This window comes from Rhodopseudomonas faecalis (assembly GCF_003217325.1).
GTDB lineage: Bacteria > Pseudomonadota > Alphaproteobacteria > Rhizobiales > Xanthobacteraceae > Rhodopseudomonas > Rhodopseudomonas faecalis.
In genome coordinates, this window is the sequence record NZ_QJTI01000006.1 from 1 (window position 1) to 25925 (window position 25925).

At 64.0% G+C, this 25925-nt stretch carries 24 protein-coding genes, 2 tRNA genes and 1 pseudogene; 11 read left to right on the top strand and 16 right to left on the bottom strand.

Annotated elements, in window-relative coordinates; genetic code table 11:
• Positions 1-168 (top strand): annotated as a pseudogene (locus BJ122_RS19865) (IS110 family transposase); the annotation flags it as partial.
• Positions 169-245: 77 nt separating this feature from the next.
• Here the strand turns inward: BJ122_RS19865 and BJ122_RS06615 are convergent.
• The 4 genes from BJ122_RS06615 to BJ122_RS06630 form a co-directional block, all read right to left on the bottom strand.
• Complete coding sequence (locus tag BJ122_RS06615; RefSeq protein ID WP_110780327.1) at positions 246-1151, bottom strand: hydroxymethylglutaryl-CoA lyase; 906 nt, start codon at positions 1149-1151, stop codon at positions 246-248.
• 114 nt (positions 1152-1265) lie between these two features.
• Entirely contained in the window at positions 1266-3278 is a 2013-nt protein-coding gene (locus BJ122_RS06620; RefSeq protein WP_181418892.1) for an acetyl/propionyl/methylcrotonyl-CoA carboxylase subunit alpha, read from the bottom strand.
• Positions 3278-4882, bottom strand: a complete 1605-nt coding sequence (locus BJ122_RS06625; protein ID WP_110780328.1) for a carboxyl transferase domain-containing protein — start codon at positions 4880-4882, stop codon at positions 3278-3280. The genes BJ122_RS06620 and BJ122_RS06625 overlap by 1 nt, the downstream gene beginning before the upstream one ends.
• Before the next feature lie 166 nt (positions 4883-5048).
• Positions 5049-5354 carry an ETC complex I subunit gene (locus BJ122_RS06630; RefSeq protein ID WP_110780329.1) on the bottom strand — a complete coding sequence of 102 codons (306 nt, stop codon included), beginning with the start codon at positions 5352-5354 and terminating at the stop codon, positions 5049-5051.
• A 199-nt stretch (positions 5355-5553) separates the two neighbouring features.
• Between BJ122_RS06630 and BJ122_RS06635 the strand changes: the two genes are divergently transcribed.
• Entirely contained in the window at positions 5554-6819 is a 1266-nt protein-coding gene (locus BJ122_RS06635) for an OpgC domain-containing protein (RefSeq protein ID WP_110780330.1), read from the top strand.
• 159 nt (positions 6820-6978) lie between these two features.
• Here the strand turns inward: BJ122_RS06635 and BJ122_RS06640 are convergent, their stop codons facing one another.
• The 5 genes from BJ122_RS06640 to BJ122_RS06660 all read right to left on the bottom strand — a co-directional run bounded on the left by BJ122_RS06640 (position 6979) and on the right by BJ122_RS06660 (position 11209).
• A complete protein-coding gene (locus BJ122_RS06640; protein ID WP_110780331.1) occupies positions 6979-8427 on the bottom strand; it encodes a tryptophanase in 1449 nt (482 codons plus the stop codon).
• Between the two features lie 310 nt (positions 8428-8737).
• A tRNA-Pro gene (locus tag BJ122_RS06645) sits at positions 8738-8814 on the bottom strand.
• A 76-nt stretch (positions 8815-8890) separates the two neighbouring features.
• A complete protein-coding gene (locus BJ122_RS06650) occupies positions 8891-9373 on the bottom strand; it encodes a DUF192 domain-containing protein (protein ID WP_110780332.1) in 483 nt (160 codons plus the stop codon).
• Between the two features lie 189 nt (positions 9374-9562).
• On the bottom strand, positions 9563-10222 hold the full coding sequence (locus tag BJ122_RS06655; RefSeq protein ID WP_110780333.1) for a cold-shock protein: 660 nt from the start codon (positions 10220-10222) through the stop codon (positions 9563-9565).
• A gap of 225 nt (positions 10223-10447) precedes the next feature.
• Positions 10448-11209, bottom strand: coding sequence for an SIR2 family NAD-dependent protein deacylase (locus tag BJ122_RS06660; RefSeq protein ID WP_110780334.1), 762 nt, complete (start codon positions 11207-11209; stop codon positions 10448-10450).
• Between the two features lie 291 nt (positions 11210-11500).
• On the opposite strand from BJ122_RS06660, the gene BJ122_RS06665 reads away from it, so the two are divergent.
• Positions 11501-11950 carry a VOC family protein gene (locus BJ122_RS06665; protein ID WP_110780335.1) on the top strand — a complete coding sequence of 150 codons (450 nt, stop codon included), beginning with the start codon at positions 11501-11503 and terminating at the stop codon, positions 11948-11950.
• Positions 11951-12174: 224 nt separating this feature from the next.
• Here BJ122_RS06665 and BJ122_RS06670 read toward each other — a convergent pair whose 3' ends face one another.
• Complete coding sequence (locus BJ122_RS06670; protein WP_110780336.1) at positions 12175-12432, bottom strand: PilZ domain-containing protein; 258 nt, start codon at positions 12430-12432, stop codon at positions 12175-12177.
• Between the two features lie 292 nt (positions 12433-12724).
• On the opposite strand from BJ122_RS06670, the gene BJ122_RS06675 reads away from it, so the two are divergent.
• Positions 12725-12799, top strand: a tRNA-Glu gene (locus tag BJ122_RS06675).
• A gap of 375 nt (positions 12800-13174) precedes the next feature.
• Here the strand turns inward: BJ122_RS06675 and BJ122_RS06680 are convergent.
• The gene (locus tag BJ122_RS06680; protein WP_110780337.1) at positions 13175-13441 is read right to left on the bottom strand and encodes a DUF3551 domain-containing protein; all 267 of its coding nucleotides are present in this window, start codon (positions 13439-13441) and stop codon (positions 13175-13177) included.
• 310 nt (positions 13442-13751) lie between these two features.
• Between BJ122_RS06680 and BJ122_RS06685 the strand changes: the two genes are divergently transcribed.
• Positions 13752-14258: a collagen-like protein gene (locus tag BJ122_RS06685; protein ID WP_110780338.1), complete on the top strand. Its 507-nt coding sequence runs from the start codon at positions 13752-13754 to the stop codon at positions 14256-14258.
• Between the two features lie 271 nt (positions 14259-14529).
• Positions 14530-14664 (top strand): hypothetical protein, encoded by a 135-nt coding sequence (locus BJ122_RS19755; protein WP_283808430.1) that lies wholly within the window; start codon positions 14530-14532, stop codon positions 14662-14664.
• A 372-nt stretch (positions 14665-15036) separates the two neighbouring features.
• Here BJ122_RS19755 and BJ122_RS06690 read toward each other — a convergent pair whose 3' ends face one another.
• Positions 15037-15300 (bottom strand): DUF3551 domain-containing protein, encoded by a 264-nt coding sequence (locus BJ122_RS06690; RefSeq protein ID WP_110780339.1) that lies wholly within the window; start codon positions 15298-15300, stop codon positions 15037-15039.
• A 305-nt stretch (positions 15301-15605) separates the two neighbouring features.
• On the opposite strand from BJ122_RS06690, the gene BJ122_RS06695 reads away from it, so the two are divergent.
• Positions 15606-16193 (top strand): HdeD family acid-resistance protein, encoded by a 588-nt coding sequence (locus BJ122_RS06695; RefSeq protein WP_110780340.1) that lies wholly within the window; start codon positions 15606-15608, stop codon positions 16191-16193.
• Between the two features lie 121 nt (positions 16194-16314).
• On the opposite strand, the gene BJ122_RS06700 is transcribed toward BJ122_RS06695, so the two are convergent.
• The 3 genes from BJ122_RS06700 to epmA form a co-directional block, all read right to left on the bottom strand.
• On the bottom strand, positions 16315-16578 hold the full coding sequence (locus BJ122_RS06700) for a hypothetical protein (RefSeq protein WP_110780341.1): 264 nt from the start codon (positions 16576-16578) through the stop codon (positions 16315-16317).
• Positions 16579-16828: 250 nt separating this feature from the next.
• Positions 16829-17956, bottom strand: a complete 1128-nt coding sequence (locus tag BJ122_RS06705) for a lysine-2,3-aminomutase-like protein (protein ID WP_110780452.1) — start codon at positions 17954-17956, stop codon at positions 16829-16831.
• Positions 17953-19005, bottom strand: coding sequence for an EF-P lysine aminoacylase EpmA (gene epmA, locus BJ122_RS06710; protein ID WP_110780342.1), 1053 nt, complete (start codon positions 19003-19005; stop codon positions 17953-17955). Before epmA ends, BJ122_RS06705 begins: the two co-directional genes overlap by 4 nt.
• 138 nt (positions 19006-19143) lie before the next feature.
• Here epmA and efp point away from each other — a divergent pair, with 138 nt between their 5' ends.
• Genes efp through BJ122_RS06730 form a run of 4 tightly spaced genes read left to right on the top strand, consistent with a single transcriptional unit; the run spans position 19144 to position 23831 of the window.
• On the top strand, positions 19144-19710 hold the full coding sequence (efp, locus tag BJ122_RS06715) for an elongation factor P (protein WP_110780343.1): 567 nt from the start codon (positions 19144-19146) through the stop codon (positions 19708-19710).
• 34 nt (positions 19711-19744) lie between these two features.
• On the top strand, positions 19745-21451 hold the full coding sequence (locus tag BJ122_RS06720) for a M23 family peptidase (protein ID WP_110780344.1): 1707 nt from the start codon (positions 19745-19747) through the stop codon (positions 21449-21451).
• 58 nt (positions 21452-21509) lie between these two features.
• Positions 21510-22733 carry a lytic murein transglycosylase gene (locus BJ122_RS06725; RefSeq protein ID WP_110780453.1) on the top strand — a complete coding sequence of 408 codons (1224 nt, stop codon included), beginning with the start codon at positions 21510-21512 and terminating at the stop codon, positions 22731-22733.
• Positions 22734-22739: 6 nt separating this feature from the next.
• Positions 22740-23831: an FUSC family protein gene (locus BJ122_RS06730; protein ID WP_110780345.1), complete on the top strand. Its 1092-nt coding sequence runs from the start codon at positions 22740-22742 to the stop codon at positions 23829-23831.
• Positions 23832-23999: 168 nt separating this feature from the next.
• Here BJ122_RS06730 and BJ122_RS06735 read toward each other — a convergent pair whose 3' ends face one another.
• Complete coding sequence (locus tag BJ122_RS06735) at positions 24000-25844, bottom strand: amidohydrolase (RefSeq protein ID WP_110780346.1); 1845 nt, start codon at positions 25842-25844, stop codon at positions 24000-24002.
• Positions 25845-25925: the final 81 nt, after the last annotated feature.

The window sequence follows — 25925 nt, forward strand, 5'->3', positions numbered from 1 at the left end:
GTCGCCGCCCGCCACCACCCCAAGCTCCGCGACGACTACAACGCCCTTCGCCTGCAAGGAAAACCCGGAAAGGTCGCGCTCATCGCAATCGCCCGAAAACTGCTCGTCACAGCCAACGCACTCGTCAAAGCCGACACGCCATATCAAGGTAAGACCCTTGACACCTGAGACAGTCGCCGGGTTCGCCCGCCGCTGACGCGGCGGCCGCCCCGGAATGACGGGGGAGATGTTCCCCACCTGATGAGCTAAGACGCCCGCTTGTGCTTGGCGTTGAGCGCCGCGGTGACGCGGCTCGGCGCCGGCCGGCCGATTTCTGCGGCAATGGCGTTGCTGGCCGCCACCAGCCGCTCGAGATCGACGCCGCTCGTTACACCGAGGCCATTGAGCATGTAGACCACGTCCTCGGTGGCGACATTGCCGCTGGCGCCCGGCGCATAGGGACAGCCGCCGAGCCCGCCGGCGGCGCTGTCGATCACCCGCGCGCCCTCCTCCAGCCCGGCATAGATATTGGCGAGCGCCTGGCCGTAGGTGTCGTGGAAGTGCATCGCCAGGCTGTGCATCGGCACCGCCTCGGCGCAGGCACGCAGCAATTCGCGCACCTTTTTCGGGGTGCCGACGCCAATGGTGTCGCCGAGTGAAATCTCATAGCAGCCGAGATCCCACAGCAAGGTGGTGACATCGACCACGGATTGCGGATCGACCGCGCCGTCGTAAGGACAGCCGAGCACGCACGACACATAGCCACGCACCTTGATGCCGTCGGCAGTGGCGCGGGTAATCACCGGCTTAAATCGCTCGACCGATTCCGCGACCGAGCAATTGATATTGGCGCGCGAAAAACCTTCCGAGGCCGAGGCGAACACCGCGATCACCTTGGCGCCGGCGGCGCGGGCGGCCTCATAGCCCTTCTCGTTCGGCACCAGCACATGGAACTCGGCCGGCAGATGCTGCACGGCGCGCAGCACCTCATCCGAGCCCGTCATCTGCGGCACCGCCTTGGGCGACACGAACGAGCCGACCTCGACGGTGCTGAGCCCGGCGCCGACCAGCGCTTTGACGAAGGCAATACGCGCCTCGACGCTGATCGGGGTTTTCTCATTCTGCAGCCCGTCGCGCGGGCCGACTTCGACGATGCGGACGGTGTCGCTCATTGTGACGCTCCGATGGGGATGACGTCATGCCCGGCCTTGTGCCGGGCATCCACGTCTTGGCCAAGCGAACGGGACGCAGATGGCCGGGACGCGCCCGGCCATGACGGGGAAGGTTTACTCAGCCTCGGTCGGCTCGACCTCGGCGAGTTCGGCGCCTTCCTGGACGATGTCACCGACCTTGCAGCGCAGGCTTTTCAGCACGCCGGCAAACGGCGCCCGCAAGGTCTGCTCCATCTTCATCACTTCCAGCGTCAGGATCGCGTCGCCCTTCTCCAGCACGGCGCCCTCCTTGGCGAGCAGCGCCACCACGGTGCCGGGCAGCGGCGCGACGATGCGGTCTTCGCCGACATGCTCCTCATCATCGCCGCCGAACGGATCGACCCAGTGCAGATCGAAGCGGCCGTTGCGGGTGCGCAGATAGAGCTCGTGTCCTTCGATCACCGCCATGACATGGCTGCGAACGCCGCCAAGCGACAGGTCAAAGCCGCCGGTCGGCCGCGCCGCGTAGTCGAGCGCAATGGTGCGATCGCCATATTCCAGCTCGGCCGGGCCGCTGCCATAGCGCAGCGTCACGACCTGCTCCGGCCCATGGCCGATCCGGAACACAAAACGCCGCTGCCGGCGCCCGACCGGCATCCAGCCAGCGGTGCTCCAGGGCGAGCTTGTGTCGTGCTGCGCGGCCCCCTGTTCCTGAACCAGGATCGCGGCCACCGCGGCACAGCACTCCAGCTCGCCGGGCTGCACGCCGTCTTGCGTCAGCGCACTCAGCTCGCGCTCGATAAAGCCGGTGTCGATCCGGTTGGCACGCACCTCGTCGTGGGTGATCAGCGCCGACAAAAACGGGATGTTGGTGACCACGCCGCGGATGTCGCACTGCTCGAGCCCACGATTGAGTCGGTCGATCGCGGCATCGCGGGTTGGCGCGAAGGCGATCACCTTGGCCAGCATCGCGTCGTAATAGGGCGACACGGTATCACCGGCGCGGTAGCCGAGATCGAGGCGCAGCCCGTCGGTTTCCGGCGGCATCTGCCAGGTCTTGATGCGGCCGACCGACGGCATAAAATTCTTCTGCGGGTTTTCCGCATAGACCCGCGCCTCGATGGCGTGGCCATGCAGGCACAGCTGATCCTGCTGCAGCGGCAGTTTTTCGCCGAACGCGACGCGCAGCTGCCACTCCACCAGATCGATGCCGGTGATCAGTTCGGTGACCGGGTGCTCGACCTGCAGACGGGTGTTCATCTCGATGAAGAACACATCCTTGCCGTCGGACACGAATTCGATGGTGCCGGCGCCGACATAATTGACCGCGCCCGCCGCCTTGCGCGCCGCGGCGCACACCGCCTCGCGCTGCTCGGCATTCAAGGTCGGCGACGGCGCCTCCTCGATCACCTTCTGATGGCGGCGCTGCAGCGTGCATTCGCGCTCGAACAGCGACAAGAGATTGCCGTGGCTATCGCCGATCACCTGCACTTCGATGTGGCGCGGATTATCGACATAGCGCTCGATCAGCACGCGGTCATCGCCGAACGCAGCCTGCGCTTCGCGCTTGGCGCTGACGATCGCCGCGGCGAAATCGGCCGCTTCGCGCACGATGCGCATGCCGCGGCCACCGCCGCCGGCCGACGCCTTCACCAGCACCGGAAAGCCGATCTTCTCGGCAGCGGCGAGCAGCGTCGCCTCGTCCTGAGCCTCGCCGTGATAGCCCGGCACCAGCGGCACGCCGGCCTTTTCCATCAGCTCCTTGGAGCCGGATTTCGAGCCCATCGCGGTCATCATCGCCGCGGTCGGGCCGACGAACACCAGATTAGCGGCGGCGCAGGCCTCGGCGAATTCGGCGCGCTCCGACAAGAAGCCGTAGCCGGGATGAACCGCTTCGGCGCCGGTCTGCTTAGCAGCGGCAATGATGCGCTCGATATTGAGGTAGCTGTCACGCGCCCTCGCCTCGCCGATCAGCACCGCTTCATCGGCGAGCGTGACGTGCAAGGCGTCGCGATCGGCCTCGGAATAGACGGCCACAGTGCGCAAGCCCATGGCACGCGCGGTGCGGATAACGCGGCAGGCAATCTCGCCGCGGTTGGCGATCAGCAGGGTGCGGAAACGCCGGTACGGAGCCAAAACTTGCATCATTACATCCTGAAAACGCCAAAGCGGGTGGGCTCGACCGGCGCATTGGCGGCGGCCGACAATCCAAGACCAAGCACAAGCCGGGTATCGGCGGGGTCGATCACCCCATCGTCCCACAGCCGCGCCGAGGCGTAGTAAGGATTGCCCTGCGTTTCATATTGCGCCCGGATCGGCGCGCGGAATTCGTCCTCCTCCTCGGCCGACCAGCTGCCGCCCTTGGCTTCGATATTGTCGCGGCGCAGCTGGCTCAGCACCATGGCGGCCTGTTCGCCGCCCATCACCGAGATGCGGGCATTGGGCCACATCCACAGGAAGCGCGGGCTATAGGCACGGCCGCACATGCCGTAATTGCCGGCGCCGTACGAACCGCCGATCACCACGGTGAATTTCGGCACGGCGGCGGTGGCAACCGCGGTCACCAGCTTGGCGCCGTCGCGGGCGATGCCGCCGGCTTCGTATTTCTTGCCGACCATGAAACCGGTGATGTTCTGCAAGAACACCAGCGGAATCTGGCGCTGACAGCACAGCTCGATGAAATGCGCGCCCTTCAGCGAGCTTTCACTAAACAGGATGCCGTTATTGGCGATGATGCCAACCGGGAAGCCCCAGATATGCGCGAAGCCGCACACCAGGGTCTGGCCATACAGCTTCTTGAACTCGTCGAATTCAGAACCATCGACCACCCGGGCGATGATGTCGCGGATGTCGAACGGCTTGCGGGCATCGGCCGGCACCACACCATAAATGTCCTCGCGTGCGAAATTCGGCTCGCGGGGTGGCCGCCAGCCGCCAAGCGCGCGTTGTGGCGGTTTGAGGGTGGCGACGATCCGGCGCGCGATGCCGATCGCATGGGCGTCGTTGTGGGCGTAGTGATCGGTGACGCCGGACTGCCGCGAATGCACGTCGGCGCCGCCGAGTTCTTCGGCGCTGACCACTTCGCCGGTCGCGGCCTTCACCAGCGGCGGGCCGCCGAGGAAGATGGTGCCCTGATTGCGCACGATCACGCTCTCGTCGGACATCGCCGGCACATAGGCGCCGCCCGCGGTACACGAGCCCATCACCACCGCGATCTGCGGAATGCCCTGCGCGGACATCTGCGCCTGATTGTAGAAGATCCGGCCAAAGTGGCGTTCGTCTGGAAACACCTCGTCCTGCTGCGGTAGGAACGCGCCGCCGGAATCGACCAGATAGATGCAGGGCAGATTGTTCTGCCGCGCGATATCCTGGGCGCGCAGATGCTTCTTCACCGTCAGCGGATAATAGGTGCCGCCCTTCACGGTGGCGTCATTGGCCACGATCATGCATTCGCGGCCTGCGACCCGGCCAATGCCGGTGACGATCGAGGCGGAATGCACGTCGCCGCCATAAAGCCCGTAAGCGGCCAGCGGCGATGTTTCCAGAAAAGCGGTGCCGGGATCGAGCAGCAGGTCAACGCGCTGGCGCGCCAGCATCTTGCCGCGCGCGATGTGCTTGGCACGGGCGGCCTCGCCGCCACCATTGGCCACCTCACTCAGCTTGTCGCGTAGCTCGGCCACCAAGGCGCGCATCGCCTCGGCATTCTTGGCAAAATCCGAGGAGGCAGGGTCGATCGAAGAACGTAGCTGCATGCGTTTCCAGTCGTTTCTTGTTGTGCGCCCTCATGGCGGGTCGCTCATCGTGTCATTGCGTGCATAGCGCACGCAACCCAAACTTTTCGGCGAGGCTTGAAAAGATCGCACGCCGTCGCGGCGCCGAAGCGCCAGCATCCACTGTCACAAGGCGGCGCAGGCCGCCTTAGTGCGTCCAGGGCTCGGTACGGCGGAAGGCGAAATTGTCGGAATAAGCGACACGGCGACGCACCGCCGGTTTCGGTTCGATCACCTGGTAGGCGATACCGTTGCGTTCGCAATAAGCGACCGCGTCCTCGCGGGTCGCAAAGCGCAGCGAGAGCTGCTGGCGCATATCGGTCGAACTGGTCCAGCCCATCAGCGGCTCGATCACGCGCGGCTGCTCCGGCTCATAGTCGAGCTGCCATTCCTTGGTCTTGGCGGTGCCAGATTGCATCGCGTTCTTGGCGGGCTTGAAGATGCGTGCGGTCACGGAAGGAGCCTCATCGGTGCGTGTCGTCGGACCGATCTGGCGCTCGTATCGGTCCTCGTATATGATTGTTGTTTAGGGAAATTTCTATGATTCCCGACAAGCGTTTGCGTTTCCTTGTTTCGTATAGTCCTTCCGGCCGCCCCTGACAATCACGCCGGACCCGCAGCACCGCTCCGCAGGATCAGCCCGAAGCGCGCCCATGGAAATCCACGCGACCCTTCCCCCCAAAGGACGAGACCTGCGGCTCGATCTGTTCCGCGGTTTGGCGAATTGGGCGATCTTCCTCGACCATATCCCCAACAATGTCGTGAACTGGGTCACCACCCGGAACTACGGTTTTAGCGACGCCGCCGACCTGTTCGTGTTCATCTCGGGCTACACCGCCTCGTTCGTGTACGCCAAGATGATGCTGGAGCGCGGCTTCGTGGTCGGCGCCACCCGGCTGATCAAGCGGGTCTGGCAGCTTTATGTCGCGCATGTGATTCTGTTCGTGATCTACATCGCCGCGATCGGCTATGTCGCGCAGCGCTTCAACGACGTCGACATCATCAGTGAGTTCAACGTCGCCGGACTGATCGCCGATCCGATCCAGACCCTGACGCAAGGGCTGCTGCTGAAATTCAAGCCGCTCAATCTCGACGTGCTGCCGCTGTACATCGTGCTGATGGCGCTGTTTCCGCCGGTGCTGTGGCTGATGCTGCGCAAGCCGGACCTGACCATGCTGGCGTCGCTGGCGCTGTATTTTGCCGCCCGGCACTATGGCTGGAATCTGAACGCCTTTCCGGAAGGCCAGTGGTATTTCAACCCGTTCACCTGGCAGTTGCTGTTCGTGTTCGGTGCCTGGTTCGCGCTCGGCGGCGCCACCTCGTCGCGCTGGCTGATTACTTCGCCCTATGTGCTGTATTTCGGCGTCGCCTATCTGCTGTTCGCGCTGGTGATGACCATGGCCGGCCGTTTCCCGGCATTCGGCGAGATGTTTCCGACCTGGCTTTATGATGCGTTCAACCCGAACGACAAGACCTTCCTGGCGCCGTATCGGGTGCTGCACTTCGTGCTGATCGCGTTCCTGGTGGTGCGATTCCTGCCCAAGGAATGGCCGGGCCTGGAGTGGCGGGTGTTCCGTCCGCTGATCAAATGCGGCCAGCAATCGCTGGCGGTGTTTTGCGTCGGCATCTTCCTGTCATTCGTCGCGCATTTCCTGCTGACGATGAGTTCGGGTTCGCTGACCGCACAGGTGCTGGTCAGCGTGATCGGCATCGCGATCCTGTGCGGCGTGGCCTATTACATTTCCTGGTCGAAACAGCAGGACAAGCCGCGGCCGAAGACGGCGCCGAAGCCGGCGGTGCCCGTGGTCGCCCCCGCCCCGGCCGAGGCCGAGGTCGCCCCGGCGCCGCACACCCCGTCCGGCGTGCCGGTGATCGTTGCGAGCCAGACCAGCGATTCCGCCGACGCAGGCAAAGCGTGAGCGCTCCGCCGTAGCGGCGTCCAACACGCCCTGCCCGTCCAGCCGACAACTTCGAAGCGACAACCGCCCAACCGCCAACAAAAAAGCCACCCCGCAACGCGGGATGGCTTTTCAGATTGATGGCTGCCGCGCCGGCTTGGCCGGCGCGCGCTGTTGTTGTTAGAGGCTGTCGCCGAAATCTTCGCGGAACTTGGCGACCAGCTTGTTCTGCCAATCCGACACCGGCTTCAGCCGGCCGTAGAAGAAGCGCAGCACTTCCGGTTCTTCGATGAACTGCAGGCCGCCGATCAGCTTGCGGTTGTCATAGAGCCAGGCCAGCCGGTCGACCGCATATTTGACCTGCGACAGCGTGAACACGCGCCGCGGCATCGCGAGCCGCACCAGTTCCATATTGGCGAAGATCTCGCGGCCATCGGGCTCGCGCTGCTCCGACAGGGTGCCGCGCTCCATGCCGCGGATGCCCGAGGCGATGTACAGCGCCGCGGCCAGCGCGCCGGCCGGATACTGCGCCTGCGGGATGTGATCGATGAAGCGGCCGGCATCGACGTGGCAGCCGAGGCCGCCGGCCGGGGTGATCACCGGCACGCCGCGCTCCTGCAGTTGATCGACCATATAGGCGATGAACTGCGGGCCCTGGTTGATCATCTCCTCGTCCATGGTCTCTTCGAGACCGACGGCGAGCGCTTCCATTTCGCGGACCGACATGCCGCCATAGGTCAGGAAGCCTTCGTAGAGCGGCACCAGCGGCCGCATCTTCTCGAACAGCGCCTGGTCACGAACGCAGATGCCGCCGCCGCGGGCGCAGCCGAGCTTGCGCGCCGAGAAATAGATCACGTCGCACAGATCAGCGGTGCGGCGGGTGATCTCGCGGATCGACAGCGACTTGCAGTGTTCTTCGCGGGTCTTGTTGAAATACAGATTGTCGGCCAGCAAGCTGGCATCGAGCACCAGCGGAATGCCGTTTTCCTTACAGACATTGCTGACGTCGGCGAGGTTTTGCAGCGAGAACGGCTGACCACCGATCAGGTTGGTGCCGGATTCCATCCGCACGAACGCGATGCCCTCAGGACCATATTTCTCGATGGTGGCGCGCAGCTTGCCGATGTCCATATTGCCCTTGAAGGGGTTGACGCTGACCACTTCCAGGCCCGCGTCGGACACCAGCTCCTCGACCACGCCGCCCTGCAGGGTGATGTGCGCCTTGGTGGTGGTGAAGTGATAGTTCATCGGCACCGCCTTGCCCGGCGACACCAGCACCTTGGCCAGGATGTGCTCGCAGGCGCGGCCCTGATGGGTCGGCAGGAAGTAGTGCATGCCGAAGATGTCGCGCAGCTGGTGCTCGAGCCGGGAATAGGTGGCGCTGCCGGCATAGGAATCGTCGGCCACCATCATCGCGGCCTGCTGACGATCGCTCATGGCGTTGACGCCAGAGTCGGTCAGCATGTCCAGGAAGATGTCGTCGTTCCTGAGCAGGAAGGTGTTGTTGCCGGCCTCGGTCATCTTTTCGAGGCGGCGCTCGACCGGCGGCAGGTTGAGCTTCTGGACAATGCGGACCTTGTGCATTTCCAGCGGCACTGGCTCGTTGCCGTAAAACTTCACTGTCGCCATATGGGTCTCCTTGCGCCCGCGCGGCTGCGCACGCAGGGCTATGCCTCGTTTGCCGTCTCAGATGTCGGGAAGAACCGCCGGGTCACATCAGGGCCGCAGTGACAGCGGCCGACGGCCGCCACATCCGGCAGCCCCCCGATGCGCGGTCAGTGGCTTTCCTCTCAGCGCGAAGGCCCTGACATATCCAGCCACCAGCCGCACGAAATTGCTTTGAATCAAACAGCCGGCGTCAGCCGCAGGTTCTCAACCGTTGCGACGCCACTCGCCCATGGGGCGAAAAGCTGTTCACTGGCAATCAGAAGGCGTGGGATGGTCGGGGCAGCTGGATTCGAACCAACGACCTGCAGTACCCAAAACTGCCGCGCTACCAGGCTGCGCTATACCCCGATAGTACGAAGCGATTACACGGTTCGGGCCGCGGCGGCAAGGTATCGCAGCGGTGTGCCGCTAGCTGGAACCGGGCTCAACGACGGGTGAACCATGGGTGCGCCACCCGGTCGCCAACCGCGATGCCATATTTCTGCGCGGTGCCGGCGATCACCTCGAGCACGGCCCGGGCCGGCGGCCCGGAGGCGATGATCGCCAGCGATTGCGGCTCGGTGTTTTCCGCAATGCGCGAAATGCGGCCGTCGCTGCGGATGAAGATCATGTCGAGCGGAATGAAGGTGTTCTTCATCCACATCGAGATCGGCTGCTCCGGCGAGAAGTCGAACAGCATGCCGCGGCCGTCGGGCAGCTCCTGCCGGTACATCAGCCCGGTGGCCTTCTCCTGCTCGGTGCTCGCCACCTCCACCGTAAACACGTGCACCCCGGATTTGGTGACGATTTCCAGCGTCTGAATGTTCTTGGCGGCGGCATCTTTGGCGAAGGCGCCCGTGATCCCGACAACGCAGATCAGCAGCGCTAGCCCCAGCAACGAGCCCGCCACACGAATCACTCGCGACATTGAACAACTCTCGGATCAAACAGGAGCACCGCCCCAAGCGGGCGGCGCAGTAACGGCAGGCTGCATTAGATGGCGGCCGGCTGCAAGCCACGCCACGGCGAGGAGGCGTGCGCGCACCAAACCCGCGGCGCGGACTGGCAGCCGCCAATAGACAACACCGCGGACCAGCACGGTCCGCGGCTTGCGCGATCAATGAGAGGACAGGCCCGGCGCGCCGTTTTCCGGCTGGATTTCGGCGGCCATCATGCCCTTGGAGCTAGGCCCGAACCGCACCAGCACATATTGTCCGGGGCGCAGCTCGGTCATGCCGAAGCGCCGCAGCGTCTCCATATGCACGAAGATGTCGGGCGTGCCCTCGCCGCAACTCAGGAAGCCGAAGCCGCGCAAGCGGTTGAACCACTTGACCTGGGCGCGTTCCAACCCGCTGGTCGGGGTGACCGACACATGGGTGCGCGGCGGCAGCATCTGCGCGGGGTGGATCGCGGTCGACTCGTCCATCGACACCACGCGGAACGCCTGAAAGCCCTTGGCGCGCTGCACGCATTCGCAGACGATGCGCGCGCCTTCATAGGCGGTCTGGAAACCGTCACGACGCAGCACCGTGACGTGCAGCAACACGTCGGGCATGCCATTGTCCGGCACAATGAAGCCGTAGCCTTTGGAGGCGTCGAACCATTTGATGACGCCCCTCATCTCGACGAGGTTTGCAGCGTCGCCCAGCTCGAGCGGATCGATCACGCCCGCACGATCAAGGCCGGACGAGTAATCGCCTGCCCCACGCCGGAACGGATTGGACCCGCCCGCCGGCGTTCCCCCTGGCCTCTTGGACTCAAATCCGTCCGACCCCATGACCCCCGGACCTCACATTCGCATCTTCGTTCACGCGGCTCCGCGAAAAGCGGAGAGATCGTCAGTCCCGTTCACGATGTCTCAACGACAATCGTTCCCGGCGACCGCGAATCTACCGATTTGAAGATAACATTCTGCCGAGAGGCGCAAAGCCTAAAAAGCCGTGCCATTGCAGCTATGAACAGCCTTGCTTCCACAGCAATCGACTTGGCATCACTGCTGAGGTCAGTTTCCGACGAACGGACCTAGTACTTCTCCGATATCGTAACGAATCACCAAATCGGCCAGCTCATCTTGGTCAGTCGATTCGTTGTTGATGATCACCAGCTTGGCGCCGCTGTTTTTCGCGGTAATCGGCAGACCGGCGGCGGGCCAAACCACCAGCGACGAGCCGATCGCCAGCATCAGATCGCATTGCTTGGCAAGCTCGGCCGCGCGGTGCATCTCGGCCTCCGGCATCGCCTGGCCGAACGAAATCGTCGCGGTCTTCACCGGCTCGTCGCAAGCGGTACAATGCGGCGCGTGCCCGGTGCGATCCCAGCACCATTTGACCCAGTCGATTTCGTAGCGTTTGCCGCAGCCGATGCAGCGGGCATAGGTGGTATTGCCGTGCAACTCGACCACGTCGTGCTCAGCAAAGCCCGACGCCTGATGCAGATTGTCGATGTTTTGGGTCAGCACCGCCGGGATCTTGCCGGCGCGATACAGATTGGCGAGCGCGCGGTGGCCGCGCCCCGGCCGTGCCGTCTTGAACACCGATTCCATCGCAAAACGGCGCCGCCATGCTTCGTCGCGGGCATCCTGGCGAGCGACGAACGCATCGAACGGGATTGGTTGGTTGCGGCTCCACAGGCCGCCGGGGGATCGGAAATCGGGAATGCCGCTTTCGGTGGAGATGCCGGCCCCAGTAAACGGCACCACAACCGAAGCTTCCGCAATCATGTCACCGAGCCGATCGATGGCACTCCGAAGATCAGACGCAATCATGACACACGCTCAATTCACACGGCGAGCCATCGCAGTTTAGCCGGCCGGCCGCAAGATCTGTCGGCGCGATCGCCGCAACAAAACGCCAGTTCCGGTAACATGGAACGGAGCTCCGCCGACCCCACATTGTTTTGATTTGCGAAATGAACGGGCTCAGCCGACAACAGGGCTGGCAGCACGCCATCATGATCCATCTTCTCCCACGAAGTAGAGCCTCGTATCCTCCATACGGGGCTCTTTTCGTTTGGGAAGAGCGAAGCCCCGCACCACCACCTGCACGATGGAGTCCCCATGCGCTTTCTTCACACCATGCTGCGCGTCCACAAGCTCGATGCCGCCATGGCGTTTTATGTCGACATGCTTGGCCTCAAGGAGGTGCGTCGCATCGACAGCGACAAGGGTCGCTTCACGCTGGTCTATCTGTGCGCGCCCGACGACGAAGCGGCGTTGCAGCGCCGCGATGGCCGCGGCTCGCCGCTGATCGAACTGACCTACAATTGGGATGAGGAAAGCTATGGCGAGGACCGGTTCTTCGGCCACCTCGCCTTCGAGGTCGACGACATCTACGCCACCTGCCAGCGGCTGATGGACGCCGGCATCACCATCAACCGGCCGCCGCGCGATGGCCAGATGGCGTTCATCCGCTCGCCGGACCTGCATTCGATCGAGCTGTTGCAGAAGGGCGAGGCGCTGCCGCCGCAGGAGCCGTGGGCCTCAATGGCCAACACCGGTCATTGGTAAAGCACGCCGCCAATCGCCGGAACACCACTGCGCACGCCGCGTTGTCCTCCAAAGCAACAGCCCAGGAGGACCTATATGACGCGCAGCATTCTGTTGTGGCTTTTGGGGGTGCCGATCCCGATCATCATCTTGCTCTGGTTCTTCATGAAATAAGGGGCAGCGCGGCCAGCCGCGTGCCCCTCTCCCCATCATCATGACAAACCAGTTCGCCCGCTGACGCCGCGTCAGCGGGTGAATTTCAATCCCGCCATCTTGCCTTCGCGCCACACCACTTCGCAGTTGCGACCGCTGCGGGCATCTCGCGAAAAAGCCAGCCTCAGCTTGGAATTGAGCGCCTGCGGCGCCTCGACCACAATCTTCGCTCCCGACGGCGACAGATCGAGCACCGTACACGGACGGGCAGCAAAACCGCCCTCCAGCGTGATCCAGGCTTCTTGTCTCACTGATTTGCGCGGCTCGCGCTTTTTTCGGATCGGCGTCATCTGACCAACACTCCCACTCGCCTTTGGAGTTACGGGAAAGCCGTTGCAGAACGCTTGCATTGTTCTCGAAAATGCGTGGACCGATGTTAACGTTTCGGTGGTAAATAAAGATGCGTCACAGAACGCTTGCTCCCCGCCAAAAACGCCACTATACGTTCGCCCGCTCACGGCAACGCAGCGACTCGTCCTGCTGAGATTGTGGGTGAGACAATGCCCAAAAGACATTGATCTCGTGAGAATAAACGGCTTGATTTGCCGCAGTTGGTTCCGCTAGAAGCAACTGCCGATTTAAGCTCCCTTCGTCTATCGGTTAGGACGCCACCCTTTCACGGTGGAGAGAGCGGTTCGATTCCGCTAGGGAGCGCCACCCCTTCTGAAATCAATGATCTGCCAGCAATCCGGCCAGTTTTGGCGCGGGTTGAGTGTTCCTGCATCTGTTGCGGCAGGATCGCGGCGCTCATTGCTCCAGATCGCTCGCATCTCACCAATGGCTATCACGCCTTTGGCAGCGCGGCGGCACCGCCCCAAATTTCGAGATCTTCCGCCCAACGATGGGCCGCTGCCGCCCCACCTCAAGCAAGCGGAACGCACGCCCTCAGACCGATCCGGCAGCGACCATGGTGCCCATCGTCGCGCTGGGAGCTGCGCACGTTCGGCCAGACGATCAGCAGCTCCCACACACGATCAAGCCGCCGCAGCAAGTCGCGGCGGCGGCACATCGATCACTCCAATGCCCCGCCGATTAGTACGGTAGCGGCGCGCGCCACTGATCGGCCGGCGCGTAGAACGCTGCGCCATAGGCAAAGCGCGGATTGATGTCGCAATAGGAGTTGGTGCCGGAGGCCGCGGCCCGGCACTGGCCATAGCTGACAAAACTGCAATTACCGGGATAACCCGGCTGCGCGCCGCGCAAGCAGTACGGGTAGTCCCAGGCCGCAGCGGGCGTGCTGCTGGCAGCAAAACCGGTCAGCGAGGCCGCCGTGGCAGCAGCAATCAGCAATGAGCGCATCGGATCATCCTCCCTCGATGGTTGCGGGACGAAAACCCCTGCCCGGCGCGTTCGTTCCCTGTGATTGCCCGAGGACCGCCGGCCTCCGGCGCCAGCGCCCAGATAACGGCTTGCACCTTGGCAACCGCGCGCGAAGATCGACAACCGATGGAACCAGAGTGATTTGGCTCAAGGCATCGTAAAGGCGTCGGTGCTATCTGGTTGGTCGTGGGGGAACCGTCCGCAGACGTCGGTCGCTTTTGGCGTTCAGCAGGTCGGCGTTCAGCAGGTTAATGTCGAGCCGCCATCGCGGCTGAGATGGAAGAAACAGATGGAATTTCTAGCGGCGATTGGATCACTGCTTTTGGTGCTGCTGTTCGGCGGCGGCACGATCATGGTTGGTTACTTTGCCTGGCGGGAATACAGCGCGTCAGACCGTCCCGCGTGGCGGCGGCCGGAATTGCCGAAGCTGACCTGGGAACAGATCCGCAATCGGGCGATGATCGGCTTCATTCTGCTGGTGGCATTCAGCGTGCTGGCGCTGGCGATCAGCAACCGCAACCTGCAAGGTCCGCAGGGCGACCCGGGCGTGCAAGGCCCGCAGGGTCCCGCTGGTCCGGCCGGCACCGCGGTCCGCACCATCGTCTCGACGTCGTGCGCCAAGGATGGCTGCCCGGTTTCGTGCGAGCCCGACGAGACCTTGGTGACGGCGTTCTGCATCAGCCGTAACGGCGCCCGCCTGACCGACAATCTGGTGGTCGATCGCGGCCAGCTGCGCGCCAAATGCTCATCGAGCGCCTTGAGCATCTCGGTGACCTGCACTGCCACCAAGCAATAACGCCAAAACCGCTGCGGTCCTGACACCATCAGGGCCGCAGTTTTTAAGCGTCGCGCCGCGCGCCCGCCGAGGCCGCCGCGCGCCTGTCGGAGCGCAGCAGCGTTCTTTATTGACCTGCGTTGTTGATCATCATCACAGCGCGAACGCGATCGCCGTGCCCATGCGCGCAACGCTGGCGCACAATGATACAATGCGCCTGTTATTTGATCGGCATCAACGAACCCGCCCGATTTCGGACACAGACTTTTAACGAAATCGAGGGGGTAACATGATGGCTTTCGAGATTCTGTTGCTATCAGCAGCCGCAGTGTCCACCGTCGTCATTCTGTTCTCAGTAGTGATCGTCGGGGACATTCAGGACCATGCGACTCGTCGCCAGTCCTATCGTCGGCAGGTCAAGCACTAGAGCCGCCGCTCCGCTAGATGCGACCGAGACTCTGGTTTCTTGATGGATGCGCTGTCTTGACGCGAGCGAAACGCGAAGGTTGACGTTTCGCCCGAGGAAAGCTCCTTCGCTCGAAGAACGCCACTTCGTCCGAAGTAAGTTATCTTTGTCTGTCAGCAGACTTGGTTTGTCAGCAGACTTGGTTTGTCAGCAGAGTTGGTTTGTCAGCAGAGTTGGTCTGCCGGCAGCTATGCCTGCCAGCCAACGGCTTTTTGCATCCACTCAATTAGCGCCGCTCAAGTAGCGCCGCTCAAATGACGTCGCATCACTGCGACAGCGCCAGCTCGCTGGGCCAGCGCATGTGTTCGCGGCCCTTGTGGAACGGGCGGCTTGTTACCAGCGCGGCTCGCGATAACGATAGCGCCGATCGTCACGATAGCTGTTGCGCGGCCCGAAAGCGGTCCTTGGATTGATGATGCAATCCGCCAGCCGCCCGGAAGCCGACGCCCTGCATTGCGCATAGGTCGAATAGCTGCATTCGCCGGGATATCCGTAGCCGGGCGACGTCAGACAATACGGATAGTCGCGCGCCTGCGCTTGCACCGAACTCCCTGCGGCAATCGCCAGCGTGAACAAGCCCACAGCCAGATATTTCATGATGCACTCCTTCCCACAAACCAAAGCGGTCACGGCGTTGTCGAGGCAAATTGGCGCTGATCGTCAGGGAACCGTCGGCCAGCGTCCCGCATTCTAATGCCCAGAGTTCTTTCTGGTTCAATTTCGAAGATCGCCCCCTTGGAGACAACAGTGCCGCTGGTATCCCGCCCGTATGAATGTCATCATCACGCGCTAACCAACGCAGCCTGGTGACACCAGACTGTCAGATCACAGCGTCGCGCCATGCTGCGCAATGGATCATCAGCTTGTAGCCGTCGAGCCGGCACAGACCGACGAGGCCTATTATGTCCATTCCCGACGATACCAATCTCAATAGCACCAATCCCATTTCTGAAGCGATGGAAGCCGAAGCCCGCAAATACTGGAAGTCGCTGCTATTCGAGGGCATCCTGCTGACGGTGTGCGGCCTGGCTGCGATCCTGCTGCCGGTGGTGGCGAGCCTCGCCATCACGGTGCTGCTCGGTTGGCTGCTGATTCTGAGCGGCGGCTTTGCGCTGGCGCTGACGTTCTGGTCGCGGCAATCGCCGGGCTTTTGGTGGTCGCTGCTGTCCGCCGTGGTGGCGCTGATCGCTGGCGTCGTGCTGTTGCTGCGCCCGATCGAAGGCACGCTGACCCTGACCATCATCGTCGGCGCTTATTTCCTGGCCGAAGGCGTGGTCACCGTCATGTATGCGATCCAGAACCGAGAGAAACTGACCGAGCGCTGGGGCTGGCTGCTGGCGGCCGGCATCGCCGATCTGTTGGTGGCGGCCATCATCATCTCCGGCTTCCCGGGCACCGCGCTGTGGGTGATCGGGCTGCTGGTCGGCATCAACCTGCTGTTCGGCGGCGCGTCGATGATCGGCGTCGCGCTCGCCGCCCGCCCTCGTTAGCTCGAGGACGCGCCTGACGCCCCCTTTGGCGGGCGTCAAAGGATAACGGGTGTTGCGGTTTCTGATCTTTCGAAAACCGCGACACCCCTCAGCTCCGAGGCGTGATCAGCAACCGACCTGATCAGCAGCCGCGGCAGATGCTGCGGATCTTGCGATCGAGCACGACGTCGGCCGGATCGCGGGTGGTCTCCGACGATTCCAGCTCAGGATTGCGGCGCGGCTGCCGGTGTCCGATTGGCGCATTGCCGATCAAGGGCGTTCCCGAGATCGACGGGTCGGAGGCCGGAGGCCGGGTGCCAGTAGATGTAGATGATGAGGTTTGCGCGAGCGACATCCCGCCAGCCGCCAGCAGCAGCGCCGTCGCGATCGTGGTAATTCTGAGCATGGTTCTCCCTCCCGGCAACCGATTCGGCGGTCGCCTCGCTCGACGCATGCTATCGCGTTTTTGAGCGAAGTGGATTCCGGTTCGCGTCTTGAAAACGCGCCAGAACAGGAAACAACACTCCTTGCACCCATAACTATAGCACATAACCGGCCGCCGCACGCCGCTTGCCGCTAATGACTACTGCTTGAATACAAGCCTGCCGGGCAGCGTTCTCCAGGTTCCATCCCCTGCCCTGCATGGCCACTAGCGATTACGCCGCCGATGACCTGACCTCAGAGGAACCGGTCTCGTCCTGCGTTTGCGGCTCCGGCGGATAGGCATGCAGCTCGCCGCCATGGTCCGCGACCTGGTAGCGCATAGAACCAGCCTGATCCTGCATGTGCAGATAGTCCGGGCCGACCGGCGCCTTGCCGTAACCGCCAGGAATATCGAGCACATATTCCGGCTGGCACAGGCCGGACAATTTTCCGCGCAATTGCCGCATCAATTCGCGGCCCTCGGCGAGCGTGGTGCGCAGATGCGCGGTGCCATGCGCCAGATCGCCATGATGCAGATAATACGGCTTGATCCGGCATTCGACGAAGGCGCGCATCAGCGCCGCCAGCGTGTCGAGGTCGTCATTGACGCCGCGCAGCAGCACCGATTGGCTGACCAGCGCGATGCCGGCGTCCACTAGGCGCGCACAGGCTTGCCGCGCGCTTGCCGACAATTCGCGCGGATGATTGGCGTGCACCGCCATCCAGACCGCGGCGCCCTTTGGCTGCAGCGCCGCTACCAGCTCGGCGCTGATCCGCGCCGGATCGGCCACCGGCACCCGGCTGTGAACCCGCACAATCTTGACGTGATCGATCGCGGCGAGATCGGCCATCACCTCGGCCAGCCGCCGCGGCGACAGCATCAGCGGGTCGCCGCCGGTCAAAATCACTTCCCAGATTTCGGGATGGCAGGCGAGGTAATCGATCGCGGCCCGATAGGCCTGCGGCGACAGCGCGCTGTCCTTGCCCGGCCCGACCATTTCGCGCCGGAAGCAGAACCGGCAATAGACCGCACAGACCCCGACCAGCTTGAACAGCGCCCGGTCGGCATGGCGATGCACGATGCCGGCGACCGGCGAATGCGCGTGATCGCCGATCGGATCGGATCGCTCGACGGCGCTGACCTCAAGCTCGCGCGCGCTTGGAATGTATTGCCGCGCGATCGGGTCGTTGGGATCGGCGGGATCGATCAGCTCGGCGACCGCGGCGCTGACCGCGACCGCGTAGCGCGACACCACTTGATTGAGCACGGCGAGGTCGGAAGCCGGCGCGAGGCCATGCGCCACCAGTTCGGCCGGCGAGCGCAGCGTAGCGCCTTCGGGGACAGGACGGCGAACGGTCATGCCGCGCCCGCCGGCGGCGTCCACACCACCTGATCGATCCGGGTCGCGCCCGCGGCCAGCATCACCAGCCGGTCGAAGCCGAGCGCCACGCCGCTCGCTTCCGGCATTTCGCCGAGCGCGGCCAAAAACTCCTCATCGAGCGGGTAGCATTCGCCATAGCGGCGCTGCTTTTCCGCCATCGCGTGGTCGAAGCGGGCGCGCTGCTCGGCTGGATCGGTCAGTTCGCCAAAACCGTTGGCGAGTTCGACGCCGCAGGCATAGACCTCAAAACGCTCCGAAACCCGCCGGTCGGCGGCCGACAGCCGCGCCAGCGCCGATTCGGGCGCCGGGTATTCGTGCAGCAGCGTCAGCCGGCCCTGGCCGAGATTGGGTTCGATATGCTCGACCAGAATTTTGCTAAAAATGTCGGACCAGTCGTCATCGCCGGACAGCCGCACCCAGCGATGCGCCGCCGCCGCCAGCGCGTCGCGGTCGCCGCGGCCGTCAACGATGGTCGCCAACAGATCGATGCCGGTGAAATCGGCAAAAGCCTGCGCCACGGTCAGAAGCTGCGGTTCGGCGTGCGGATCGGCGATGCGGCCGCGGAATGAGAACAGCCGGGTGCCGGCGGCGCGCGCGGCACGCACGATCACCGCGACGCAATCGGCCATCACCGCCTGATACGGGGCGTTGGCGCGATACCATTCCAGCATGGTGAATTCCGGCAGATGCAGGTCGCCGCGCTCGCGGTCTCGAAACACCCGGGCGAATTCCACAATGCGCGGCTCGCCAGCCGCGAGCAGCTTTTTGCAGGCGAATTCGGGCGAGGTCCGGAAATAGCGGGTCAGCGGATCGCCCTCGGGACCGTGCAACACGGTGCGCGGGGCGTGCAAATGGGTTTCATTTCCTGGAGAAACCTGCAGGATTCCGGTTTCGACCTCGACAAACCCCTCTTGCACGAACCACTCGCGGACCGCCCGGGTGATGTCGCTGCGGGCGCGCAGGAACGGCCTGCGGTCGAGGTGGCGGAGCGGCGTCCACCAGGGTGAAACAGGCTCGATCGCGGTCATTGAGCATGTTCTCCAAGCCGCCGCAAAAGGCTGGCATCGGCACCGGAAATCAGTATGTTGCCCCCCGAAACGGCTTCGCCGGCCACGGAGCACAGTCCCCCGGCGCGGTCCCCGACCGCAACCTTAGGAAAAAGTCCTTTGAGAGTCATCGCCAGTTCTATTCGCAAGGGCAACGTCATTGAGCAAGATGGCAAGCTGTACGTTGTCCTTTCCGCGGAAAATATCCACCCCGGCAAGGGAACTCCGGTCAGCCAGATCGAGATGCGCCGCATCAGCGACGGCGTGAAGATTTCGGAGCGCTACAAGACCACCGACCAGGTCGAGAAGGTCACCATCGAAGAGCGCAACTACACCTACCTATATGAGGACGCCGAAGGCTTCCACTTCATGAACGGCGAAACCTATGATCAGGTTCAGGTGCCGAAGGATGTGGTCGGCAACGCCGCGCCGTATTTGCAGGAAAACATGGTGGTGAAGCTGTCGATGCACGACACTTCGCCGGTGTCGATCGCGCTGCCGCAGCGCGCGACGCTGGAAGTGGTCGAGACCGAGCCGGTCACCAAGGGCCAGACCGCGTCGTCGTCGTACAAGCCGGCCGTGCTGTCCAATGGCGTGCGCACTGCCGTGCCGCCGCACGTCGCGGTCGGCACCCGCGTCGTGGTGATGACCGAAGACGGCTCCTACGTCGAGCGCGCCAAGGACTGACCTGACACCAAGCGAATGTGAGCATGGGAGCATCATGGGTGTAAGCTTCACGGCAGCGGGACATCTCCGCAACCGAGCCGTCAAGCTCATTGCTGGTGTGCTGCTGTCAGCAGCCGTGCTCGCATCCGCCGATGCCAGCGAATTCCGCACCGCCGCGGTGTCCGTGGCCCGTGTCGATTGGCGGGCCGCCGCCGAACAGTTGAAGGCCGAGATCGGCCCCGATAGCGCGGCAGCGTCGCGCTTCAACTTTACCCCGCAGCGCCGTTTCCGGCCCTATGACCCCCGTTCGCTGCCCGCGATCGTACAGTTGAACGGCGTCACCGCGACGCTGTTTACCGGCATCAGCCGCAGTACGGTGCCGGTGCTGCTACCCTTCGACACCGCCGCCTATTTTGCCGACCGTGCCCGCGGTGTGCCCGAAAGCCTGTCGATCGGCCATTATCAATCGGGCTTCCGCACCCTCGATCTGTTCGATCCCGGCCCCGCCGGCTACAGCGCGCTGTTCACGCTCGAGCCCGGCAAGGACGCCGCCGAAGGGCTGCCGCCGCGCACCTTCACCAAGCCGGTCGAGGTGCAGATCACCGGCTCGCTGCTGACTTACGACATCAACGACCCGCAGGCCGGCAAGGGCGAGCCGGTGAAGGCGCTCGCCGCGCAATATCCCGATCTGCGCCGCACCGTGCGCGAGGGCTTTGTGCGCTATGCCTTCACCAGGTTCGGCGTGCCCTATGTGGTGTCGATCCAGTGCCTGGATTCCAAGCCGCGCGCCAAGCGCCTGGCGTGCCGCGAAGCCAGCCCGATCGCCGAGCGCTTCATCAAATCGCTGCGCATTGTTGGCGGCAAGCCATCGCGGCCGCGCGGCTATCTCGCTTCGCAGCCGGCCGAGCGGCCGGCTACGCCGTCGCCCGACTTCACCTATCGGCCGAGCGGCGCGATTCTGCCCGGCACCGGCTATCGCGGCCAGCCCGGCCATGCCGATTTCACGGTGTATTCGCAGATCCGCTTTCCGCTGCAAGGCGCGCCGGCCTATGCGAATTCGCAGTCGTTCCTGAACTGGGGCGACTGCTTCCATCGCGGCCGGGTGCCGCGCCCGACCGGCAAGGGCGCCAGCTATCGCTGCAAGTCGAGCGACAAGAAGCTGGTGCTCGATGAAACCGCCGGCGAGAACTACGCCTATCCGTGGCAGGACAATTTTTGCGAAGCCCGCGATTTCAATGTCGGGCAGTGCGCGCAGGGCTATGGCCATCAGGGCCAGGACATCCGCCCGGCGAGCTGCCCGCAGCGCCATGGCAATGCCGACCGCTGCGAGCCGAACCATTTTGGCGTGGTGGCGGTGCGCGATGGCGTGCTGCTGCGCTCACCCAAGCAGCAGGCCGCGACCTTGCTGGTCAACACCTCGGCCGAACACATCCGCTTCCGCTACATGCACATGAACCCGTCGATGATGGATGCCGACGGGGTTTTGCATGGCCGCCGCGTCAATGAGGGCGAACGGCTCGGGCTGGTGTCGAACTATCAAGACTATCCGGGCGGCACTACCACCCACCTGCATTTCGACGTCCAGGTGTTCACCCGCGAGGGCTGGCTCTGGGTGAACCCCTACGTCACCCTGATCGCCTCCTATGAGCGCTTGCTTGGCCAGCGCGGCCGCGAGGTCGCGGCCGAACCCGTTGAAATGCCGGCCGGTCCGCCGCCCGACGACGTCGCCAAACCGGAAGAGGCGGTCGAAGGCAGCGAATAATCGCCGCCGCTCGTCTCAGGCTTTGCCGCAGCGGCGCCAGTACCGCTACACTGTGGCCATGTCCCAGAGCGATTCCAGCTTCGCCCTCACCCGCCGCAGCCTGCTGGTCGGCGCCGCCTTGAGCTGCGCGCTGCCGCAAGCGGCAGCCGCCGAGCCCGCCGGCTTTGATCAATGGCGCGAGGCGTTTCGTGCCAAGGCGCGCGCCAAAGGCATCTCCGATCAGACCTACAGCCGGGTGATGGGCCGCATCGAGCCGGACATGAGCGTGTTCCGCAAGATGCAGAAGCAGCCCGAGTTCCACGAGCAGCTCTGGCAATATATCAACCGCCGGGTTTCCGACTGGCGCATCACCGCCGGGCGCGAGGCGCTGCGCCAGAACGAGGCGGTGTTCGGCAAGATCGAGCGCGATTTCGGCGTCGAGCGCGGCACGCTGCTGGCGCTGTGGGGCGTCGAGAGCGCCTATGGCGATCCGTTGGTGCAGCAGAACCATATGCGCCCGGTGTTTCCCTCGCTGGCCGCGCTGGCCTGGAACGAGCCGCGCCGCCGCTCTTATTGGGAGACCGAGCTGATCAACGCGCTGACTATCGTGCAGCGCGGCTGGTCGACACCCGATGAAATGCGCGGCTCCTGGGCCGGCGCCATGGGCCACACCCAATGGATGCCGGAAGTCTGGCTCAATGTCGGCATCGATTATGACGGCGACGGCCGGGTGTCGCCTTTCGGCCGCCCGGATGACGCGCTCGGCTCGACCGCCCGCTTCTTGGTGAACCGCGGCAAATATCGGCGCGGCGAGCACTGGGGCTATGAAGTGCGCGCGCCGGGCCTGAGCGGCGGCGCAACGCGCAGCTACGCGGCCTGGGCCGAGGCTGGGGTGACGCGCGCCGACGGCCGGCCGTTTCCGCTGCCGGGCGCCAGCGCGCAGCTCTGGATTCCGGTCGAAGGCGGCCCGGCGTTCCTGATCGGGCCAAATTTCATGGCCGTGAAAAGCTACAATCCGTCGATGAACTACGCGCTGGCGATCTGCCATCTCGGCGATCGCATCCTGGGCGCGCCGCCGTTCCTCAATCCGTTCCCCGGCTCGGAACGGGCGTTGACGCTGGCCGAGGTCAAGGAGCTGCAAACCCGGCTGACCGCACTCGGCTTCGACACCGGCGGCACCGACGGCCGGGTCGGCAACGACACCATGAAGGCGGTGCGCGACTTCCAGCTCAAGGCCGGCCTGCTGCCGGCCGACGGCTATGGCGGCCTCAAAGTGCTGGCGCGGCTGCGGCAGGGCTCGTAGCACCCGATGCAGAAATCGGTGCTGCATAAGGTCGTCGCCCAGCTAAGGCTGGAATGGCACGAGCTGATCACCATCCATCCCAGCGACCGGCCATGGCAGATGGCATTGGCCGCCGCGCTCGCCACCGGCCTGCCGCTGATGGTCGGCGCCTGGTTCGATCATCTCGACTACGGGCTGATCTCCTCGCTCGGCGGCCTGAGCTTCCTGTATCTGCCGGCAACGCCGCTGCACCATCGCATGGTGTCGATGATGGCGCTGAGTTTTGGCATGATCGCCTGCTACGCCTGCGGCGTGATCAGCCATTTCTTCCCGATGCTGCTGGTGCCGGTGCTGACGCTGGTGGCGATACTGGTGACCATGCTGTGCCGGTTCTATCGCGTCGGCGCGCCGGGCAGCATGTTCTTCGTGATGGCGGCCTCGATCGCGGCCTACACGCCGACCACGGTGACGGACGTGCCGCTGAAAGTCGGCCTGCTGACCATGGGCTGCCTGCTGGCAACGCTGATCGCGTTTTTCTACAGCCTGGTAATCCTGCGGCTGCGCGAACCGCAGCCGATCGCGCCGCTGCTCAAGGCCGATTTCGACTTTGTGGTGGTCGACGCCGTGGTGGTCGGAACCTTTGTCGGCGTGTCGCTGGCGCTCGCCCAGGCACTGCAATTGGAGCGGCCCTATTGGGTGCCGGTCAGTTGCCTCGCGGTGATCCAGGGCATGTCGCTGCGCGCGGTGTGGATGCGGCAGCTGCATCGCCTGCTCGGCACCATACTCGGCCTGCTGGTGGCGTTCGCACTTCTGATGCTGCCGCTCGGCAAATGGAGCGTCGCGCTGCTGCTGACCACCTTGTCATTCATCATCGAGACCGCGGTGATGCGACACTACGGCTTTGCGGTGATCTTCATCACGCCGCTGACGATCTTCTTGGCCGATGCCGCAACGCTCGGCCTTGAACCGCCCGGCCAAGTGATCGAGGCGCGGCTGATCGATACCGTGGTCGGCTGCGCGGTCGGTCTTGTGGGCGGCGTCTGCCTGCACAGCACGCGGTTTCGCGGGATCATTACGCCCCTGATCCGGCGCGCAATCCCGAGCCGACTGGTGCCGTGACAGCGACCAGATCAATCGCCGTCGTGCTCCTGACTACGCGTCATGGCCGGGCTCGTCCCGGCCATCTACGTCTTCAATCTTGCGCAGCCTTCAAGACGTGGATGCCCGCGACAAAGCGCGGGCATGACGGCACCCAATTGACGACCATTGGTGTTACTTCGCTGTCGGCTATCCGCGCGCCACCGGATAGACCCTGCCCTCGAACACCGTGCCCCAGATCGGCACGTCGTGCAGCTTGAGCGGATCGACCGCGTATGGGTCCTGCCCCAGCACCGTGAAATTGGCGATTTTGCCGGGCGCGATCGAGCCGAGCCGCGTTTCCTGCCGCCAGGAATGGGCCGCGCCGATGGTAATGGCGCGCAGCGCGTCATCAACGCTGATGCGCTGCTCCGGCCCGGCAACGCGGCCCGACGCCGTCACGCGATTGACGCCATAGGACGCCAGCAGCAGCGGCGCCGCCGGCCCCATCGGCAGATCGGAATGATAGGACAACGGAATGTTGTGCTTCAGCACCGAGGCGGCCCGCACCATCACGTCGGCGCGCTCTGGGCCAAGACCGACCTTGGCGTATTTGTCGGCAAAGCCGACCGGATAATACGGATTGGCGCTGACGATCGCGCCGAGCCGCGCAATGCGCGCCACCTGATCTTCCGATGAATTGGCGAAATGCACGATCACCGTGCGATGATCCTGGCGCGGCTTCTCGGTCATCAGCTTCTCGATAATATCGAGCAGCACTTCGAGGCCGAGATCGCCATTGACGTGGATATGGATCTGATAGCCGGCATTCCAGAACAGCCGCATACGCTGTTCGAGCTGATCGGGCGGAATGATCCATTCGCCCTTATGGCCGTCGAGATAGCCGTCCTTCATCTGCATCAATTGGGAGATGATAGCGCCATCGGCAAACAGTTTGATCTGCTTGTCGAAGAACATCACCTTCTTGCCCGGCGCCGCCGGCGCCACCGCGATCTGCTGTTCGACCGCTTGCAGCCCATTGTCGAGACCGACGCGGTCGATAATGCCGCGGCCATCGGCGAGAAACGTCGAATACATCGGCGTGTTCGGCGCGCCGAGGATCTGCTCATAGAGCGTCCACATGTCGGGCGTGTACAGCGCGCCCGGCTCGTTATAGGCGGTGACGCCATTGGCGTGCAGATAGTCCACCATCTGTTTCAGACCGAACGTCAGCCGCTCCGGCGTCGCCAGTGCTTTCATCATCGGCGTGATGATGAAATTGAGCCCGCCCTCCCAGAAATGACCGCTCGCGAAATCGACCTGCGTGCTCCACTCGCCTTTGCCGCGGGTCGCGTCCTCGGTGATGCCAAGCGCGGCGATCGCGGCATCATTCAAATAGAACTCGTGGCACGAGCGCTGCCACACCGCGATCGGCTGGGTGGCGCTGAGCGCGTTGAGATCGGCGCGCGACAGCGGGCCATGCCAGAGCGCGTGATAGCCCCAGGTAAAAAACCAGTCCTTGGGATTGGACGCCGCGATCGCGGCCTGCAGCCGGGCGCGGTACTGATCCTGCGAGGACGCCGCCTTGATGGTGCGGCCCGGCAGCACCCAATCCTCCGGCGCGATCACTTCGACCGCCAGCGTCAGCGCGCCGAGGATCGGATGGAGATGCTGATCGATGAAGCCGGGGAGCACCACCTTGTCAGCAAGGGTCTCGTCGATGCGATATGCACTATTGCCGAGCGCGGCCTTGACCTCATCGAGCGATCCGGCGGCGACGATGGTCTGCCCCGACACCGCAACCGCCGTTGCGGTCGGCCGGTCGCGCTCCATGGTGATGATCTTGTTGGCGACGAAGATCGTGGCCGGCGGCTTTGCCAGTCCGGCGGCCAGGGTCTGGTTCATCGCGCCATCGGCCTGGGCCGGGCCGGCGACGGCTTCGGCGACGAAGGCCCCGGTACTGAGCGCGGCGGCGCCGATCAGGAATTGCCGGCGAGATTTGAAGCTGAGGGCGCGGAAGGCATTCGCTAGTTCGGGACTACAGACGATGCACATGGCTGATCTTCTCTGCGAACTGTGCGAGTTTGCAGAGCCGAACCACCGCGGTCAACGGAACAGGTGCGATCCGCCCCTCTA

Coding starts and splice junctions, on each gene's coding strand:
- BJ122_RS06670 (WP_110780336.1), bottom strand. CDS start 12,432: ATGACGCCGATCCGAAAAAAGCGCGAGCCGCGCAAATCAGTGAGACAA.
- BJ122_RS06685 (WP_110780338.1), top strand. CDS start 13,752: ATGGAATTTCTAGCGGCGATTGGATCACTGCTTTTGGTGCTGCTGTTC.
- BJ122_RS06735 (WP_110780346.1), bottom strand. CDS start 25,844: ATGTGCATCGTCTGTAGTCCCGAACTAGCGAATGCCTTCCGCGCCCTC.
- BJ122_RS06620 (WP_181418892.1), bottom strand. CDS start 3,278: ATGATGCAAGTTTTGGCTCCGTACCGGCGTTTCCGCACCCTGCTGATC.
- BJ122_RS06665 (WP_110780335.1), top strand. CDS start 11,501: ATGCGCTTTCTTCACACCATGCTGCGCGTCCACAAGCTCGATGCCGCC.
- BJ122_RS06690 (WP_110780339.1), bottom strand. CDS start 15,300: ATGAAATATCTGGCTGTGGGCTTGTTCACGCTGGCGATTGCCGCAGGG.
- BJ122_RS06625 (WP_110780328.1), bottom strand. CDS start 4,882: ATGCAGCTACGTTCTTCGATCGACCCTGCCTCCTCGGATTTTGCCAAG.
- BJ122_RS06730 (WP_110780345.1), top strand. CDS start 22,740: ATGCAGAAATCGGTGCTGCATAAGGTCGTCGCCCAGCTAAGGCTGGAA.
- BJ122_RS06650 (WP_110780332.1), bottom strand. CDS start 9,373: ATGTCGCGAGTGATTCGTGTGGCGGGCTCGTTGCTGGGGCTAGCGCTG.
- BJ122_RS06680 (WP_110780337.1), bottom strand. CDS start 13,441: ATGCGCTCATTGCTGATTGCTGCTGCCACGGCGGCCTCGCTGACCGGT.
- BJ122_RS06660 (WP_110780334.1), bottom strand. CDS start 11,209: ATGATTGCGTCTGATCTTCGGAGTGCCATCGATCGGCTCGGTGACATG.
- BJ122_RS06640 (WP_110780331.1), bottom strand. CDS start 8,427: ATGGCGACAGTGAAGTTTTACGGCAACGAGCCAGTGCCGCTGGAAATG.
- BJ122_RS06615 (WP_110780327.1), bottom strand. CDS start 1,151: ATGAGCGACACCGTCCGCATCGTCGAAGTCGGCCCGCGCGACGGGCTG.
- BJ122_RS06720 (WP_110780344.1), top strand. CDS start 19,745: ATGGGTGTAAGCTTCACGGCAGCGGGACATCTCCGCAACCGAGCCGTC.
- BJ122_RS06700 (WP_110780341.1), bottom strand. CDS start 16,578: ATGCTCAGAATTACCACGATCGCGACGGCGCTGCTGCTGGCGGCTGGC.
- BJ122_RS06705 (WP_110780452.1), bottom strand. CDS start 17,956: ATGACCGTTCGCCGTCCTGTCCCCGAAGGCGCTACGCTGCGCTCGCCG.
- BJ122_RS06635 (WP_110780330.1), top strand. CDS start 5,554: ATGGAAATCCACGCGACCCTTCCCCCCAAAGGACGAGACCTGCGGCTC.
- BJ122_RS06695 (WP_110780340.1), top strand. CDS start 15,606: ATGTCCATTCCCGACGATACCAATCTCAATAGCACCAATCCCATTTCT.
- epmA (WP_110780342.1), bottom strand. CDS start 19,005: ATGACCGCGATCGAGCCTGTTTCACCCTGGTGGACGCCGCTCCGCCAC.
- BJ122_RS06655 (WP_110780333.1), bottom strand. CDS start 10,222: ATGGGGTCGGACGGATTTGAGTCCAAGAGGCCAGGGGGAACGCCGGCG.
- BJ122_RS06725 (WP_110780453.1), top strand. CDS start 21,510: ATGTCCCAGAGCGATTCCAGCTTCGCCCTCACCCGCCGCAGCCTGCTG.
- BJ122_RS19755 (WP_283808430.1), top strand. CDS start 14,530: ATGGCTTTCGAGATTCTGTTGCTATCAGCAGCCGCAGTGTCCACCGTC.